This window comes from Psychrobacter sp. Arc9 (genome assembly GCF_041431295.1).
In the GTDB taxonomy this organism is placed as follows: domain Bacteria; phylum Pseudomonadota; class Gammaproteobacteria; order Pseudomonadales; family Moraxellaceae; genus Psychrobacter.
This window is the reverse complement of sequence record NZ_JASMRK010000021.1, coordinates 20,533-38,657: the sequence shown is the minus strand read 5'-3', so window position 1 is coordinate 38,657 and position 18,125 is coordinate 20,533. Positions and strand designations below refer to the sequence as shown.

Below are 18,125 nucleotides of genomic sequence, written 5' to 3'. Positions count from 1 at the left end.
GAAACTTCCAATAGTTACGTCAGTATCAGTAATGACAACATTGAAATGGTTCGCCCTCGCATTGTGCTTGGTATTGACGGCCTGTAATAGTCAGACATCCACGCAAACAACTGCTACCTCAGAAGCAGAAAACAGTCACAGCGATAGAATGAATATCGTTTCTCCTGACTGGGGTAATGCAGCGACTTTGACGGCGATGGGGCATGCACCAATTGCGACAGGTGATGTCAGGGTTTGGGATAGATGGGTGGGTAGTCCCAAACTGCCAACATCGATCACGGACTTAGGAATCCGTTATCAGCCCAATGCTGAGCTAATCGCCCAACTGCCTGTCGATATGGTCATAGATAATTATTTTTATGAGCATGCACGTAACTTATACGGCGATGTCCCTGCAGAATCTGTGATGTCTGCGGCAAAAGGAGAGACAGCAACTTGGGCTGACTATACCGAGCCGACGCGGGAGCTTGGCATGCTGATCGACAACCCGAAGATGGCTGAGGACTATATTGTACAAAGTCAGAAAGACATACAGCTGGCCAGTCAGCAATTCAAGCAGCGCTATCCAAAAGCCAAGAAATTCGCAGTGGTACAGTTTGCAGATGCCAATAACATGCGTATGTATGTGGCAAATAGTTTATTTCAGCCTGCGTTAGAGCAGATGGATAGAGAGCTTGTGGTATTGGGCAAGGGTAATCAGTGGGGGTTTGTGCCGATACGAATGGGAGATTTGGCGCAATTAGATGATGAGACTTGTTTATTAATTATCGATCCACTAAGCCCAATCACTCGAGCTGAAATTGATGATAGCTTGATTTGGCAGCGCCTAGGTTATGGCAAGACCCGCTGTGTGGGAGAGCTACCACCAGTATGGATTTATGGCGGGATGTCATCATTGGTCAGCTTAGCAGATAACTTGTCAGAAGTTTCACTAAAAGGCGGGGACGTACTATGAGCACCAATGCAGACACTCACAACAAAAACAATAATATCAATAACCACGCCGACAGTTCTCATAACGACAGTGCTCACACGATAACATTAGCCTCTCAAGCAGCAACGGTTTCAAAACCCTCATCAACGTCATCGAAACATTCATCATCATTGAATCAGCCACCGAATCAACCCAGTCCCCAAACTTCTTTATTTGCCAGTATGTCTTGGCGACTATGGGTCATGCTCATCGGATTAGCGGCTTTGTCATTATGGAGTAGCTGGGCGTTGCTAGATCAGCAATGGACGCGCCCACTGAGTGACTTGCTTATACCAAGCTCGCAATTAGATATTGCCAGTATGGCGATACAGCTACATATAGTGGCAACCAGCGTAGTGGCGTTGTTGGCTGGCGGGCTATTAGGCGTGGTCAGTATTTTACTACAGCAATTGGTAAAAAACCCATTAGCATCAGATACAACGCTAGGTGTGGGCGTGGGTGCACAGTTGGCCATGCTTATCGTCACGTTGTTTTTGCCAAGCTTGGCAATTTATGGCGGACTTTATGTAGCCTTTGTAGGAGCTATCATTAGTATGGGTCTGGTGTTTGCCTTATCAGCACCCAGTCGATTTAATCCATTAATTTTGATATTGGCCGGTTTGGTCGTCAATATTTTGCTGGCCGCAGTAGCCAATGTTCTAGTACTGTTTTTTGCTGAGCGTAGTAATGGCATGCTGTCATGGGCGGCTGGGTTTTTGGCACAAAACAGCTGGCATACCAGTATCGCGCTAGTCATCACTGCTATTTTGATGGCGGTTGTATGTCTGCCACTATTGAAACCATTAACGCTAATGAGTCTAGATGACACGCAGGCCAAACGTTTGGGTGTGCCTATTAATGGGATTCGGGCACTGGTTGTATTGGTAGTCGCCGTTGTGACCGCTTTAGTGATTAGTGAAGTTGGTTTAATTGGTTTCATTGGTCTTGGTGCGGCAAGTTTGGTCAATGCGCTGGGCATCTCCGCGATTGGTAAGCGTTTGGCCACTGCCTTTGGGTTGGGGGCGCTGCTGTTATTGTTGACCAGTAATGTCGCGTTACTGCTTGAGCCAATGCTCGATATGCAGATTCCAGCTGGTGCCATGACAGGTATCTTGGGTGCGCCGCTGATTATTTGGCTGATTTTGCGTCAGCGCCGCGCGCGGATAGAGACAGTGACGCCGATGCTTGCGGGTAAGCATACATCTATTGCCTTTTGGCGATGGGGCGTTGGTGTGATCGCTATCATCATGCTGGCTTGTCTTTTTGTACAAGATATCAATGGTTGGGGGCTCAGTACGGACTGGGCGCTCACGCAGCAGTACCGCTTGCCTCGCAGTTTGAGTGCTGCAGCAACAGGCTTGATGTTGGCAGTCGCCGGTGTGCTACTGCAAACCTTAACGCGTAACCCTATGGCCAGTCCTGAGGTGCTAGGTGTCAGTTCAGGTGCTGCATTGGGGGTTATTTTAGGGTTTTTATTATTACCAAGTTTAGGGCTATATGCGGGAGCAGGGACGTTGCTGGTTTCAGGACTGTCAGGAGCGATGGCCGTGCTGCTATTGATTATTTGGCTGGCACGCAGGGTCAGCTCAGGTTATTTATTGTTAGTAGGTATAGGCATTGCCGCCATGATGGATGGGGTGATGCATATGGTCAAGCTTTCAGGAGATCCGCGTCTAGAAGCGATGCTCAGCTGGCTGTCAGGGACAACTTATAGCACGCAGCCCAGTACAGTATGGTATCTCATTGGTATTGCATCTATCTTATTTGCACTCAGTCTACTGCTGATTAAGCCTTTGCGTGTCCTTGGTTTAGGCACAGGTGTGGCACGTAATCTAGGTGTGGCAGTTACACCAGTGACTTTGTCGTTATTGGCATTAGTAGCAGCGCTTAGCACGGCCAGTACGCTTGCCGTTGGCCCATTGAGCTTTATTGGTTTGATGGTGCCACATTTGGCTACTTCACTGGGAGCTGTGAAGCTTGAACGGCAATTGCCACTAGCTGCACTCTTAGGGGCAGGGGTGATGGTGATAGCGGATTGGATTGGCCGTTATGTTATTTTCCCTTATGAGCTGCCAGCGGGCACGATTGCGGCCATTATTGGTGGTGGCTACTTCTTATGGCTCATTCGTAAGGTGCCAGCTTCAGCAAGTAGATAGCTCATGTCTGCAAGCATTGAATTTGAATAGCCGGCAATTTTGTCTTCATTCAGCAGAGGTTTATCTAACCTTATTTGAGCAGCCATTTGATAAGAATAACGATGCTAAGTTTCAGCGAAATTGAATGACGTGCTCGGCAAGCTAGCAAAATAATAACTAGGAGCAAGTCATGCTGACCATCACTCAATTTTATAGTGCCACTGCTTAATGAGCAACGCCCCTATAAATAAAGCACCTATAGATAAGGTATCTACAACTGAGTCGCCTATAAACGAAGCCTCGAATAGTAGTGGTAATGGCTTTACCGACAAACAAGTACAGCAGGTATTACTGACACTATTACTCGGCGGTACGGTCGTCAGCTTTAGTAATAGTGCGCTTAACCCAGCAATTCCTGTTTTTATGTCGGTGTTTGATGTCGATATCGTGATGGGCGGCTGGGTGCTGAATGCTTATGTATTGGCCATGAGTGTGGGGCTGATGCTAAGCGGCTACTTAAACAAAAAGTTTCCTTTTAAGCATGTTTATTTGGCGGCAATTTTTGGATTTATGCTGGGCTCAGTCATTGGGATGCTGGCGTCTAGTATGAGCTTTGTCATCATTGCCAGAGCCATACAAGGACTGAGTGGCGGTCTGATCATCCCACTGTCTATTGGTATGCTGTATCAGATTTATCCGCAGCAGCAGCACGGCAGAGTAATGGCGATATGGGGCATTGTTATTATGATGTCGCTAGCGTTTGGCCCTTTGGTCGGTGCTTACTTGGTTGAGCAGTTTGCGTGGTGGACACTGTTTGCCATTACGTTGCCACTTAGTGTGGCGGTCATGGCGATGGTATGGCGGCTAATACCTGACATGCGCTCACATGATCAAGAAACCCCTTTCGATATCATCGGGTTTGTCAGTTTGATCATCTGGCTACTGGCGATGATGATTTGGCTGAGCACCCTCAAAATAGATTTTACTCACGGTATCTCAAGGCGCGATGATTTGTTAAAAATAGTGGCATTAGGCGCATTGTCTATTTTATTTTTGCTGTCAGCCGTGGCTTGGTGGGCATATGAGCGTCGTCAGCGTCATCCGTTATTGAACGTGCGCTTGTTCAATAATAAGACCTATTTGCACAGTAATATCATTAGCATTAGCCAAACAGTCGGTTTGATGCTGTGTCTCTTGTTATTACCCGTGTTGATACAAGATGTGATGGGTGAGAGTGCCTTATGGACAGGCGTTGTCCTAATGGTCGCGACGCTCGTGGCCAGTATCACCACTCATTACGCTGGCAAGATGGTAGATAAGCAAGGTGCCAGAGGGATTGGCATCGTAGGAATTGCGATTAGTGCGCTGTCTACCTTGATGCTGGCATGGTGCTTGTATCAGCCCACACTTTGGCTACTCATATTGACGATGAGTGTGCGCGGTGTCGGCGTGGGTTTGGCGTATCTGCCAACCACCACAGTGGGTTTTAGTAGCTTACCTAAAGACTCGGTCACTGAGGGAGCTGCACTCAATAATATCAGTCGCCGTATCATCTCTACCATCGTTATCACGTTGACAACCCTTTATATCCATAGTCGAAGCGCGCAGCTACTAGCCGCAGGTAGTGATGTTGGCATAGCAAGCGCTATCCAAGAAATACTGGTGATAATCGCGTTGAGGCTATTGTTCACACTTCCTTCTGCCTGCAAATTACCCCGCGCGCCATAACGATCAACTTCATAGTTGGGCAGCATGTAGATTACCGGTGTCAATGACGATCTGCTTGAAGGCTTATCCCTTTTATCTATTTATTTGAACAAACTTTGAGACAAGCCGCTTATGTCACTGTCTAACCATTTCGCCAAATTTACCAAAGAAACGGACGGTAATTGCAGTAAGTCAGTCAACATGGTCACTCGCTACTTATAAAAACCTATTTGTAAATACTTATAGAAATAAAAATCATTATCATTTAGAATGTCATTCACAAAGTTAGTACATACAGTATTATTTGCTAAATATAACGCGTATCACTGTCCACCTATCCAACTAAGTGAAATAACCTAAGTGAAGTAATTATGAAAAGCCACCATCATGTTGCTCTATCTCTTCTTACCCTTTGTATCAGCCAGCAGTTATACGCCCAAACTAATACCAATTCAGTGCAAAGTGCATCAGGTGTGCAGGCCACCGCTGCGGCGACCCCGAATGCATCATCAAGCGATGTACCTAGTGTGACTTTAGATGCTATTACAGTTAGTGCCAATGCCAAAACAGGCACAGCGCTGGCACAGAAAATCAGTGAAATGCCTGCTGTCACGCAAGTGATTTATGAGGCGGACATTCAGGCGCAGGCGACAGGTAACCGCACGGTTGGGGACATCTTAGCCCAGCTCGTGCCCAGCCTTGGCGTGAGCAGCGGCTCGGTTAGTAACTACGGCACGACCATGCACGGGCGTCCTGTACAGTATTTGCTAAATGGCGTGCCATTATCTGGCTCGCGCAGTCTGTCACGCGAGCTAAACAGCATCGACCCTGAGCAAATTGAGCGCGTCGAAGTGCTCTCAGGTGCGACCAGCATCTATGGCGCGGGGGCAGCCGGCGGTCTGATTAATATTGTGACCAAATCGACGGCAGGCTATGGCTTGACAAGACAGACGCGCCTTGGCATCAACAGCAGCCGCGAATTTAAATCCGACTCGCTCGGCTATCATGTGGGACAAAGCATCGGCTACGGCGGCGAGCGCGTGTATGGTAATGTCGATGTAGACTACGAGACCACAGGTGGCAAGTTTGACAGTCATGGCGACCGCATCAGCCCTGATGCCAACCAAACCGACAACCAAGACACCGATACTATCAGCGTCAACGCCAACCTTGGCTTTGATATTAGCGATACCAAAACCATGAATCTTGCGGCGACTTATTATGACAGCGAGCAAGATACCGATTATGGCGTCGATTACGGCAATGATCTGTCTGTACTGCTAGTAAAAGGTACTATACCGTCACTACGTGCTATCGATGGCGCCAATATCGAAAACCAGCCCTACAATACCAAAAGCTCGGTCAACCTAAACTACAATGACAGCGACTTTTTGGGTTCTAACTTAAGTCTGACAGGCTATTACCGTGACGAAAAGGCGCGCTTTTATCCGTCAGGAAAGCTTTTTAACAAACAAGCCCAAGAGGTATGGGTAAATAATGGCTTGACGGATGAAACAACCTTAGGAAAATTATTGGCTGCATCGGCTGTGGTTACTCAATCAGAAGCGGACATTGAGGTGATGGGATTGCGCGCCGCTATGCAGACTGAAACCGATGTTATGGGTAAAAATACCTTGTTCAGCTATGGCGCGGACTTTGAACGTGAAGAGAGTGAGCAGACCTATTATGGCCAAGACCTGACTACCTTCCTTGCAAGTAATGGCTTGACTTCAACAAGTAATGGTCTGAGCTATAACGGCGGACCAAAAACCACTATCGATAAATGGGGCGCGTTCGTCAATGCCGATGTGGATATGACCGACAAATGGCACACCAGCGCTGGCGTGCGCTATCAAAACATCAAATCGGATACCGACCGTTTTGTGCCCATTTATGAACAGCTATTGGCGGATTATTTTGCGACCAATGGCATCAGTGATATTGCTGACGCTTACGGTATTGATTACGAAGCAGGCGCGGTTGAGGCGGGTAGCAGTAAGCACGACAAAGTGCTGTTTAACCTTGGTACCAGCTATCAGTTGACCGATGACGACCAAGTCTTTGCTAACTTCTCGCAAGGCTTTACCACGGCTGACGTGCAGCGCGCCTTACGTGACGTGCGCGCTGGATTTGTGGTCAACTCAGACAATATTCAGCCCATTTCTATCAATAACTACGAGCTGGGCTGGACAGGTACGCGCGGTGATACCAGCGCAAAGGTTAGCGGTTTTTATAACGACTCAGACAAAACCGTGCGCTTTACCAACGACTATACCGTCGAAGTCGTCGATACGGACGAACGTATTTACGGCGCTGAAGCCTCGCTCACGCATGATTTAAACAAAGACTGGCAAGTAGGCGGCAGTGTTGCTTATACCCGCGGGCAATACAAAAAAGACGGCGACTGGCTGGAGCTGGATGCAGTACGCCTGACGCCACTCAAAGGCACGGCATACGCGCAGTATAACTTTAGCGAAGGCAGTAACATTCGCTTGCAAGCGCTGGCAGTCGGCGGTAGCGACAAGGCTTATAAAGACCAACAGAACGACCCAGACGCGAGTGCGCAGCCATTGACAGGCTATGCGACCTTTGATGTGCTTGGGCAAGTCAAATTACCTGTCGGACGTATGGGCTACGGCGTGTATAATATCTTAAACAAAGACTATCAGACCGTGTATCATCAAACGACCTTTGGCGATTTAAACCGCTTACCTGCTTCAGGGACAACTTACGGCTTGAGCTATACCGTGGATTACTAAAAAGCGTCACGCATTAAAAAACCCTTCATGCTATGAAAATTTAGCGTGAAGGGTTTTTTAATGTTCATAACTCTCTAAATCATTCATCTGCTCCAAGAGTATTTGCTAGCGTTTCCAACTTCACGCTTTATCAGGTGTAAAATTCTTCTTTAGTATTTTATGATTGACTTATAGCGTATCAATGCTAATCTAAGCACTCTTTGGGGAGTAGCCTGCTTTCGTACTGCGAAAGCGTTCGTATCAACATACTTGGCCACATGCCATGGTGCGAACACCTCTCGGTTGGCGAGACCATCGATATATCTACACTGCAGGTCGGGGGTGTGGCTATGTCGTGGACTCTATACTCGACCAGAGAAAATCACATGAATCCTATCGCACTTCTATTACTTGCGCTTTCTATGTCTACGGATGCCTTTTCCGTGGCAATCAGTAAAGGCGCAAGTCTCAAAAACCCTCGTTTTATCGAAGCTTTCAGAATGGGTGTTATTTTTGGCACCATTGAAGCGATCACGCCGATTATTGGTTGGTTAATTGGTCACTCTGCCACATCCTTTATAGATGCGTCTTTTATTGAGGCATGGGATCATTGGGTCGCGTTTGTCATTCTTGCAGCTCTCGGTCTGCACATGCTATATGAGGGACTGAAGCCAAGTGATGAAATGGCAGAAGCACCGTCGAGACACTCTTTCCTTAAACTTGCCATAACTGCATTTGGTACCAGCATCGATGCCATGGCTGTCGGTGTGAGCCTAGCATTTGTAAAGGTCAATATTTTACTGGCGGCAGGTCTTATTGGCTTGGCCACTACAGTAATGGTCACGCTAGGGGTGATGTTAGGCAAGGTGTTAGGTTCATTAATCGGTCATAGAGCTGAAATATTTGGTGGTGTGATGCTCATTGCCATCGGTGCATGGATTTTATTCAGCCATCTTCAATGATTATATACAAACTGTCTACTACGAACAGATAGTCATTACGTGTATAGATCTGTTACTGACTTTTGGATGTAGAAAACCTGTTTACCTAAGAAAAGCCTATCTATATTAATAGTTAGGCTTTTCGGGTCTAAAACTAGTACATTACGCTGTAGCAGTTCGTAAAAGGTCTGAAAAACACAGCACTACAAAATTATCAATAATTATCCGTTGTCAGCGAAGAGGCTTGAATAAAGTGCCTATATCTATGCTTATACACATAGTTGTTATTTACTAAAAAAACAACAGACAATAAAAAAGACCTCCAATCTCTTGAAGGCCTTTTTTATTAAAACTTAAATATGGTGGGCCCAGTAGGACTTGAACCTACGACCAAAGGATTATGAGTCCTTGTTTTTACAACAACAATACACAATGAATGGCGATAAGTAGCTGCAATTATTGGCTTAAAGCCTTTTATATTAAAGGGTTGGGTTAAAAGATAAATATACCTATCAACAAGTAGATATGCTTATCAATAAATTTGAAGTATCAAAATAGTATCAAAACGGATAGTTTCAGCAGATATTTTAAAAGTAAGGGTATACAAATGAAACTTTTAAATGATTGGCAATAAAGGATATATCTTTCATTCAATGTATGAAAAGAGTTAGTAGCTAGGTACTTCTGTTTTTATACATGTATTTCCCAAAAGCAAGTCAATAGCCTTAGTCATTTTCCGTAATTTTCCTTAGCCACTTTTAAGAGAGTGTTCAAAGCTTTAGATTTTTCAAAGTGTCGCATACTGATTATGATTGGAGATGTTATATGAAGGTCATCAAGAGGAATATAACAGATTTCATCTTTACGAACATGAGCTACAGTATGGGGTACGATTGTTAATCCTTCTCCGGCAGCAACTAAACCTAATGCGACTTGTAGCTCTCGAACTTCTCTAGAGTTACTTGGGTGAATTTTACGTTCATCAAATATATCAAGGACTTGATCAATAAAGCTAGGTCGCGGCTCTTTAGGGAATAAAAGTAATGGTTCATGTTCTAAATCTAAAAGTGAAATGCTTTTATGGTTTTTCTTGGCTAGAGAGTGATTTATAGGAAGTGCGGCGACGAGCTTTTCTTCTCTTAATACAGTTCTATCAATTGAAGAGTCTTCAAAACGCATCCTTCCAAATCCTGCATCAATTTTTCCACTTTTCAAAGCTTCAATTTGTTGCCATGAATTCAACTCATGAAGCCTCACTTCTATATCTGGATGAAATTTTCTAAAGCCACCTATTACTTTGGGCAAAGTTCCATAGAGTATCGATGATACGAACCCTATCGATAAGGTTTTTTGAGTTCTAGCCATTCGTTGAGTCATGCTTTTAAGGTAGTCTGCTTCGGATAATATACGAGTAGCATGCTCATAGAAAAAAACTCCCGCTTCAGTCAAAGATAGAGGTCTTTGACTGCGATCAATTAATTGTATTTCTAACTCTTCTTCTAATTGTTTTATCTGCCTACTTAGAGGAGGCTGAGATATATGAAGTTTATCAGCAGCTTTATTAAAACTCTGACAATCAGCTACTGCAACGAAATAACGTAAATGTCTAAGATCCATCGTTCTCATCCAAAGCTGAAATACACCAATTATTAATACTTGTCTGATATATGGTTACGAATTTAACACCATACTTAAAAGGTATTATAACCTGTCAAATTAAGTCTTAGACATATTTTATCAGAATACCTATAGTCTTATACATTCTTTGAATATTAAAAAATAATTTCAAAACACTCTCTAGATTAATTTTTTTTAGAATCAAAAATCTAATCGATTTAGCGATTTACTTTGTAATTTTGATTATAGGCAGGAAATCACGTAATGATTGATAAGGTAGCTTTAAGCATAGAGAAAGCCATCGACAAGGTAAGCGATGGTGATACCGTGATGATAGGTGGCTTTGGCAATGCTGGTCAGCCTGCAGAGTTGATAGATGCTCTTATTGAACATGGAGCGAAGCATCTCACAATTATTAGTAATAATGCTGGTAATGGTTCTCATGGTTTGGCGGCATTATTAAAAGCAGGTCAGGTTGATAAAATGATTTGCTCATTTCCTCGTCAACATGATTCATATGTATTTGATGAACTATATCTCGCTGGGAAGATTGAACTTGAGTTAGTTCCTCAAGGTAATTTAGCCTGCCGAATTCAAGCAGCTGGCTCTGGGCTTGGAGCCATATTCACTCCTACTGGTTATGGAACACTGCTTGCCGAAGATAAAGAAACTCGAGAGATTAATGGCAAACAATACGTACTTGAACACCCATTAAAAGCTGATGTTGCATTAATAAAAGCCTATAAAGGTGATCGTTGGGGTAACTTGGTTTATCGTAAAACGGGACGGAATTTCGGACCTATTATGGCAATGGCTGCTGACACTACAATCGCGCAAGTTCAAGAAACAGTCTTGTTGGGTGACTTAGATCCAGAACATATTATTACCCCAGGCATATTTGTTCAACATGTCGTTCAAGTATAGATTTGTGGTATGAATATACAATTATAGTAGTTACGTTATTAATATTATTCGCTTAATCATATAAGTATTTATCTTATTAAAGGAGTTATTAAATGAGATTTACTCCAAGGAACCAAGAAGAGATGGCCCGGGCTGTGGCACGTGACATACCAGAGGGTTGGTATGTGAATTTAGGTATCGGTCTACCTACTCAGATAGCTAACTTTTTACCGGAAGATAAAGACTATTTTCTGCATAGTGAAAACGGATTGCTAGGCATGGGACCAGCTCCAGCTGAAAATGAAGAAGACGAAGATCTTATTAATGCAGGTAAAGAGTATGTCAGTCTTTTGCGCGGAGGAAGTTATTTTCATCACGCAGACTCCTTCGCCATGATGCGTGGCGGACATATTGATTTATGTGTATTAGGTGCTTACCAAGTTGCCGCTAATGGCGACTTGGCTAATTGGAGTACTGGAAAGGAAGGTGCTATTCCTGCAGTTGGCGGTGCAATGGATTTAGCTGTAGGAGCTAAAAAAGTATATGTGATGATGACACATCAGACAAAAAATGGTCATCCAAAAATTGTGAAAAGTTTAAGCTTTCCTGTAACAGGACTTAGCTGCATTGATCGTATATATACAGAGTATGCCAGTATAGATGTGACTGAGGAAGGGCTTCAAGTCATAGATATCGTAGAAGGCATGACACTAGAAGACCTTCAAGCTATTACAGATGCGCCATTAATCTTAGCTTTAAGTGACTAATAAGAAGAACAAATATTATTACGGCTATATATTAATAAATAGGGATGTTTTATGACTCAGTCAAATTCGAACACAGAAATTATAGATGCATATATTTGCGATGCTATACGCACACCCTTTGGTCGTTACGGAGGGAGTCTATCTAGTATTAGAGCTGACGATCTTGGAGCAATACCTATCAAAGCACTGATTGAGCGTAACTCTAAAGTTGATTGGCAAAAAGTTGACGATGTTGTCTATGGCTGTGCTAACCAAGCAGGAGAAGATAATAGGAACGTTGCTCGTATGTCAGCATTGCTAGCAGGCTTACCGATTGAGGTTACAGGCAACACGGTGAATAGATTATGCGGATCAGGAATGGATACCATAGGTATCGCTGCACGTGCAATTAAAGCAGGTGAGCAACAACTGGTTATCGCAGGTGGTGTTGAGAGTATGTCACGTTCACCTTTTGTCATGCCAAAAGCAACGAAAGCTTTTAGTAGGGATAATAATATTGAAGATACAACGATAGGGTGGCGTTTTATTAACCCTAAAATGAAGGAAATGTATGGGGTAGATAGTATGCCTCAAACGGCAGAAAATGTTGCAAACGTCTTTAAAATTAATCGTCATGATCAAGATAAGTTTGCATTACTTAGTCAACAAAGAGCAGCAGCAGCAATAAAGTCAGGTTTTTTTAAAACTGAGATTACTCCCGTAAATATCTCCCAGCGTAAAGGTAATAGCTTAACTATTAATACTGATGAGCACCCTCGTCCTAGCACGACACTAGAAGCTCTAAATCAACTTAAGCCATTTGTTAAAGCTGAAGGCACTATTACTGCTGGTAATGCTTCAGGTGTCAACGATGGTGCTTGTGCACTGCTAATTGCCTCTAAAGCTGCTGCTGCAGAACATGGCCTGACATTAAAAGCAAAAATTGTTGCTATGGCGACTGCAGGTGTTGAACCTCGCATTATGGGTTTTGCTCCTGCACCTGCTACAAAGAAAGTACTTGCACTAGCAGGACTAACTCTGGATCAGATAGATGTAATTGAGCTCAACGAAGCTTTTGCCTCTCAGGGGCTGGCTGTAATGAGAGACTTAGGTTTAGCTGATGATGACCCTCGAGTTAACCCTAATGGTGGAGCTATTGCACTCGGTCATCCATTAGGGGCATCTGGTGCTCGTCTTGTAATGACTGCTATGTATGAACTTATTCGCACTAATGGGCGTTATGCGCTATGTACAATGTGCATCGGTGTAGGACAGGGAATAGCAATAATTATTGAACGTGTCTAACACAATAATAGATCGACTTCAAAGGAATGAAACATGAACAGTATTATTAACTTCTCAGTAAAGTTAACTCAAAAATATCTACCAGATGCTTATATCTTAGCAATCCTACTAACTGTAATGATTTTCTTTAGCGGTATTATATTCGCTGGACAATCTCCAATTGAAATGTCGAATCACTGGGGTGAAGGATTTACTTCATTATTCAAATTTGGTATGCAGATGGCATTAGTGCTAATAACGGGCTTTACTTTAGCACAGACGCCCATAGTAAAAGATTTGCTAGGAAAGGTAACAACTATTCCAAAAAGTCCTAGACAGGCAATATTATTGGTTGCTTTAGTATCTTTTGTATCATGCTATATCAACTGGGCATTTGGGTTAGTTGTCGGTGCTTTACTAGCACGAGAAATGGGGAAAAGAATAAAAGGAGTACACTTTCCGTTGATAGTAGCCGCTGCCTACAGCGGTGAGATCATTCGTGGTCCGTCTTCATCAATACCTTTAGTGATTGCTACACCTGGTCATTTTATGGAAGAGCAGATTGGTATCATACCAGTTTCACAAACTTTGTTTTCAAGTTGGAACCTTGCTATTTCTGGGTTGATACTTGTCGCTTTAATCGCATTGTATGCATTCATTAAAGTTAAAAAAGAAGATGTGATTGAGTTTGTTGATGATATTGAACATGAGCATGTCTTAGAGTCTAAAGAGCCAACTAGCTTTGCGGAACGTTTAGAGCACAGTCGTTGGGTTAATTGGGTTCTAGCAATTGTTCCTGTGTTATTCATAGGTAGTTCGATTATAAGTAATGATTTCTCACTAACACTTGATACTGTAATTATTTTATTTTTTACACTTGCTTTAGTTTTTCAAAAAAGTCCTATGGCTTTTCTAGATACTGTAAAAGATGCTGTTGTTGCTGCTAGAGGGATTATAATTCAGTTTCCTATTTACGCTGGTGTTGCCGGTATGATGGCTAGTTCAGGTTTGGTAGATATTGTTGCAGCCGGTTTTATCAATATTGCTACTCCAGAAACTTTTCCACTAATGACTTTCTTAGCAGCTGGTTTTGTAAACTTCTTCATTCCTTCTGGTGGTGGACAGTGGGCAATTCAAGGGCCTGTCATGATGCAAGCAGCATACGCTATGGATGCTGATATTCCGCAAGCAATTATGGCATTTGCCTGGGGAGATGCATGGACAAACCAAATTCAACCATTTTGGGCACTTCCTTTACTTGGTATTGCGGGATTATCGGCTAGAGATATTATGGGTTACTGTCTAATTTGGTTTGCAATATCTGGAGTAATTATTAGCGGTGTGTTTGTGGGGATTACTTTGCTCTCATAAAGAGTTAATAACTGGAATTGCATTGTATTGTTTCTAATTGTGGCATTACTAAAATAGATATTTTAATGAACAAAATATCGTTCTAGTATAGGACCCCGTAAGCTATTAACTTATGGGGTTTTTACATATTAAAAACTGTTTTTATTTTTTAAAGTTAAGGTTTGAGTATATTGAAAAAATACTCACTACTCATTAAGCTTCCTCCCTAATATTGACTTGCTCAAGGATGAACTCATGCAACAATTTCATTACAAGGCTCTACCAATTGATGTTCATTTTGGCGTGGGCAAGTCAAATGAAGTCAAAGATATCCTACTTCAGCATGGTTATCAGAAGGTTTTGGTGATTACGACACCTGGTCAAGAAGAGGCGGGTCGTCAATTGGCAAAAGAGCTGCAAGAAGTCTGTGCAGGCGTGTATCCGCATGCAGTAATGCATGTGCCAGTAGAGGTGGCAGGCAAGGCGGTGGAGTTTGCCAAAGATAATGACATTGATTGCTGTCTGGGTTTGGGCGGTGGCTCTACGATTGGTCTTGCCAAAATAATTGCTCTAAAGACACATTTGCCTATCGTTGCTATACCCACTACCTATGCTGGTAGCGAAATGACATCCATTTATGGTTTTACGGAAAACAATCTAAAAACCACTGGTAAAGACAATCATGTACTACCTAAAGTAGTGATTTATGATCCAAATTTGAATCTAACATTACCCGCTAAAATCTCAGCTTGCTCAGGTATGAATGCCATGGCGCATGCTGTAGAAGCGTTATATGCTAAGGACAAAAACCCAATTATTAGCCTGATGGCGATTGAGTCTATTAAAGCATTACAGTCTTCCTTGCCTGTGATTGTCGGAGATCTCACCAATATCTCAGCCCGTCAAAAAGCAAGCTATGGTGCATGGCTTGCTGGTGTGTGTCTTGGTTCAGTTGGAATGGCCATTCACCATAAAATCTGTCATGTCTTAGGTGGTACTTTCAATTTACCGCATGCACAGGCTCATGCCATTACGCTTGCATATTCAGTACATTACAACCGTCACGCTGATATTGAAGCCATGGATAGACTGGCAGAAGCTTTTGGTGTCAGTAGCTGTGAAGAAGTTGGCTTGGTAATCTACCGCCTAAATCAGTCTTTAGGTATTGATTTGGCGCTAAAAGATATTGGTTTGCCTAAAGAAGGTCCATCGGAAGTAGCAAGAATTGTTTGTGATAGTCCTTACTCTAATCCTAGAGAATATAATTATGATGAGCTAGAAAAGTTATTAACTAAAGCTTATTTAGGACTGCCTCCTGCCTAGCATCAGAGTTCTATAACTTCACTTACTAATCTCAAAAAATAAAGAATATAAAATTCTAAAGATGGGTAGGAAAAGCTTTTAGATGTTTTGTAAATACTAATACATCAGATAGGACTGAGAACATGTCTATTATTAACTGTACTTACTATTAATTAAAAAAAGCTGCACACTTAATTGTTATTGATCATGCTTGCTTAAATCGTTAAGAGTGCATTCAAGAAACTAGTTTAAAATCTCTACACCTATAATTATCTAACAGAAATAAACTAAGTCTTTTAGAAGCTTAATCATAGTCCTGATTAAAAGTAACGGATAGCTCGAGAGCAGCTTCTCGCATAATAGGTACATATTCTAAAAGCTCATCCAAAGTTTTTCTTACCGTTGGGCCATGGGTAAATACTGTAGCAAACGTTTTGTTTTCATCATTGGGAATGAGTACAGCACAAGCAACCATGCCAGGAATAAACTCTTCGTCATCTATTCCTACTCTTGTGTCCCGTGTCTTAGCAATAGTCTGCATTGTAGTGGTCAACTAATTTAGGACACCTGATAAGAGGTTTTGATTAAAGTAACGTCTTTCTTTTTCAGCCGGCGGTAAATAATTATTGAAGCTGTGCGGTCTCACCGTTTGGTAGTAGCCCCAGATATAATCGCTAATAGCACTTGATGCTTCAGCTATATCCTCGTAGCCACCCTTTGGCATCCATTCTGTCTTAAAGCTTCTAAAGAAGCGCTCAGTGGGTGCGTTGTCCCAACAATTACCACGACGGCTCATACTTTGTTTCATACCCTCATAATCAGCTATCGCGTCAGCGAATTTCTCACTGGTGTAGTGCGACCCTTGGTCAGAATGAAACAGCACACCGCTTGGTTTAAGTCTAGTGGTAATCCCCCCCCTAAAAACAAGAACACTTAGAAGTAGAGATTAACTGCTAAACTACCAGCAGGAGAAACTCATGAAAAAGTCACGCTTTACCGACAACCAAATCGTCAACATCCTCAAACAAGCAGAACAGGGTGTGCCCATTACTGAGCTGTGCCGTGAGCACAATGTCGGCCAAAGCACGTTCTATAACTGGCGGTCTAAATATGGTGGCATGGATGCGGCGCTTATCAGTCGTCTCAAAGAGCTTGAAGTTGAGAATGCCCGATTAAAGAAGATGTATGCTGATGAGTGTCTTAAATCAGACATACTACAGGATGCCATGTCAAAAAAGTGGTAGCGCCAGTAAGGCGCAAAGAGCTTGCTTGTCACTACATTGAAGATCGTGGCATAAGCATCCGCATGGCTTGCCGTACATTTAACATCAGCGTGACCTGCTATTACCATAAGTCAGTCGCCTCTGATGAGAACAGCCAAATAGCAGATTTGCTTATAGAGCTGACTACCCAGAACAAGAATTGGGGCTTTGGCTTATGCTTTTTAACCTTACGCAACGTGCTAGGACTGCCGTACAACCATAAGCGTGTGTATCGCATCTACTGTGAGCTTGAACTAAACCTTAGGATCAAGCCTAAGCGGCGTATCAAACGTAACAAACCAGTGCCACTTGCTGTACCTGTAGCGCCAAACCAAAGCTGGAGCATGGATTTTATGCACGATGCCCTAACCGATGGACGAGCCTTTAGACTGTTTAACGTGATTGATGATTACAACCGAGAAGCTTTAACGGTCGAGATTGACTTCTCACTACCGGCTCAAAGAGTGATACGCAGTCTGAATCAGCTGATTGAATGTCGAGGTAAACCGGTTCAAGTAAGATGTGATAACGGCCCTGAATACATCAGCAATGCACTTAAAGACTGGGCGGAAGAACAAGGTATTACGATAAGCTATATTGAACCTGGCAACCCACAGCAAAATGCTTATGTTGAACGTTACAATAGAACGATGAGGTATGATTGGTTGAACCAAGAGTTGTTTACTGACCTAGATCAAGTCCGTCAGCAAGCAGAGAATTGGTTGTACCACTACAATAACGAACGTCCTAACATGGGCAACGGCGGCTTTACGCCTATACAGAAACTAAACCACGCAGCTTAATTCTATTTATTAGGTGTCTTATGGTTGGGATGATTACCGTTAAGCTATGCTGTCAAATATGTAGGAATAGATTTGGGAGGTTTTAATCAAGTATCTTAACGATAAGAATCAAGCTACATCTTCCAGAATTAGCATAATAAAATTGGACTAAACCGCTGGAGATTAAATATTCTGAAAGAATAGAACAATGAAAACCGAAGTCTAAACTTCCGAGATTAAAGAGCGCGCCGTTTGCATGCTGACTGAGGTAGCAAACGACTGTTTTTCACTTGGATGGTCATCCAAGCCATAGTGTCAAAGATGGGCACCTCACCTGAAACCCTGCGATCATGATATTAAAAATACATAGACCACGCCATTCCTG

The 18,125-nt window shown here is 42.9% G+C and carries 13 protein-coding genes, 1 pseudogene and 1 riboswitch; of the genes and pseudogenes, 11 read left to right on the top strand and 3 right to left on the bottom strand.

Annotated features, from left to right (window positions below):
* Positions 1-31 precede the first annotated feature (31 nt).
* The 5 genes from QO187_RS10695 (at position 32) to QO187_RS10675 (ending at position 8,515) form a co-directional block, all read left to right on the top strand.
* Positions 32-955, top strand: coding sequence for an ABC transporter substrate-binding protein (locus QO187_RS10695; RefSeq protein ID WP_227673300.1), 924 nt, complete (start codon positions 32-34; stop codon positions 953-955).
* Positions 952-3,129 carry a Fe(3+)-hydroxamate ABC transporter permease FhuB gene (gene fhuB / locus QO187_RS10690; protein ID WP_102094452.1) on the top strand — a complete coding sequence of 726 codons (2,178 nt, stop codon included), beginning with the start codon at positions 952-954 and terminating at the stop codon, positions 3,127-3,129. The genes QO187_RS10695 and fhuB overlap by 4 nt, the downstream gene beginning before the upstream one ends.
* Positions 3,130-3,336: 207 nt before the next feature.
* Entirely contained in the window at positions 3,337-4,836 is a 1,500-nt protein-coding gene (locus QO187_RS10685) for a DHA2 family efflux MFS transporter permease subunit (protein ID WP_102094453.1), read from the top strand.
* A gap of 350 nt (positions 4,837-5,186) precedes the next feature.
* The gene (locus tag QO187_RS10680) at positions 5,187-7,574 is read left to right on the top strand and encodes a TonB-dependent receptor (RefSeq protein ID WP_102091428.1); all 2,388 of its coding nucleotides are present in this window, start codon (positions 5,187-5,189) and stop codon (positions 7,572-7,574) included.
* A 190-nt stretch (positions 7,575-7,764) separates the two neighbouring features.
* Positions 7,765-7,932, top strand: a riboswitch (yybP-ykoY riboswitch).
* The gene (locus QO187_RS10675) at positions 7,904-8,515 is read left to right on the top strand and encodes a manganese efflux pump MntP family protein (protein ID WP_228153227.1); all 612 of its coding nucleotides are present in this window, start codon (positions 7,904-7,906) and stop codon (positions 8,513-8,515) included. (Overlaps the previous riboswitch by 29 nt.)
* Before the next feature lie 708 nt (positions 8,516-9,223).
* Here the strand turns inward: QO187_RS10675 and QO187_RS10670 are convergent.
* On the bottom strand, positions 9,224-10,111 hold the full coding sequence (locus tag QO187_RS10670; protein WP_371548327.1) for a LysR substrate-binding domain-containing protein: 888 nt from the start codon (positions 10,109-10,111) through the stop codon (positions 9,224-9,226).
* A 264-nt stretch (positions 10,112-10,375) separates the two neighbouring features.
* Between QO187_RS10670 and QO187_RS10665 the strand changes: the two genes are divergently transcribed.
* The 5 genes from QO187_RS10665 to QO187_RS10645 all read left to right on the top strand — a co-directional run bounded on the left by QO187_RS10665 (position 10,376) and on the right by QO187_RS10645 (position 15,717).
* Positions 10,376-11,035 (top strand): 3-oxoacid CoA-transferase subunit A, encoded by a 660-nt coding sequence (locus QO187_RS10665; RefSeq protein WP_371548325.1) that lies wholly within the window; start codon positions 10,376-10,378, stop codon positions 11,033-11,035.
* A gap of 92 nt (positions 11,036-11,127) precedes the next feature.
* Complete coding sequence (locus tag QO187_RS10660; RefSeq protein ID WP_371548323.1) at positions 11,128-11,781, top strand: 3-oxoacid CoA-transferase subunit B; 654 nt, start codon at positions 11,128-11,130, stop codon at positions 11,779-11,781.
* A 78-nt stretch (positions 11,782-11,859) separates the two neighbouring features.
* Positions 11,860-13,065, top strand: coding sequence for a 3-oxoadipyl-CoA thiolase (gene pcaF, locus QO187_RS10655; protein WP_371548334.1), 1,206 nt, complete (start codon positions 11,860-11,862; stop codon positions 13,063-13,065).
* Positions 13,066-13,098: 33 nt separating this feature from the next.
* Positions 13,099-14,415, top strand: a complete 1,317-nt coding sequence (locus tag QO187_RS10650; RefSeq protein ID WP_371548321.1) for a short-chain fatty acid transporter — start codon at positions 13,099-13,101, stop codon at positions 14,413-14,415.
* Between the two features lie 234 nt (positions 14,416-14,649).
* The gene (locus QO187_RS10645) at positions 14,650-15,717 is read left to right on the top strand and encodes a maleylacetate reductase (protein WP_371548319.1); all 1,068 of its coding nucleotides are present in this window, start codon (positions 14,650-14,652) and stop codon (positions 15,715-15,717) included.
* A 283-nt stretch (positions 15,718-16,000) separates the two neighbouring features.
* Here the strand turns inward: QO187_RS10645 and QO187_RS10640 are convergent, their stop codons facing one another.
* Both QO187_RS10640 and QO187_RS10635 read right to left on the bottom strand, forming a co-directional pair.
* Positions 16,001-16,249, bottom strand: coding sequence for an IclR family transcriptional regulator C-terminal domain-containing protein (locus tag QO187_RS10640; protein ID WP_371548317.1), 249 nt, complete (start codon positions 16,247-16,249; stop codon positions 16,001-16,003).
* A pseudogene (locus QO187_RS10635) lies at positions 16,250-16,600 on the bottom strand (integrase core domain-containing protein); the annotation flags it as partial.
* 73 nt (positions 16,601-16,673) lie between these two features.
* Here QO187_RS10635 and QO187_RS10630 point away from each other — a divergent pair.
* A protein-coding gene (locus QO187_RS10630; protein WP_371548315.1) for an IS3 family transposase occupies positions 16,674-17,761 on the top strand; the annotation gives its coding sequence in 2 pieces (ribosomal slippage) (positions 16,674-16,926 and positions 16,926-17,761; 1,089 coding nt in all).
* The last annotated feature ends 364 nt before the right edge of the window (positions 17,762-18,125 follow it).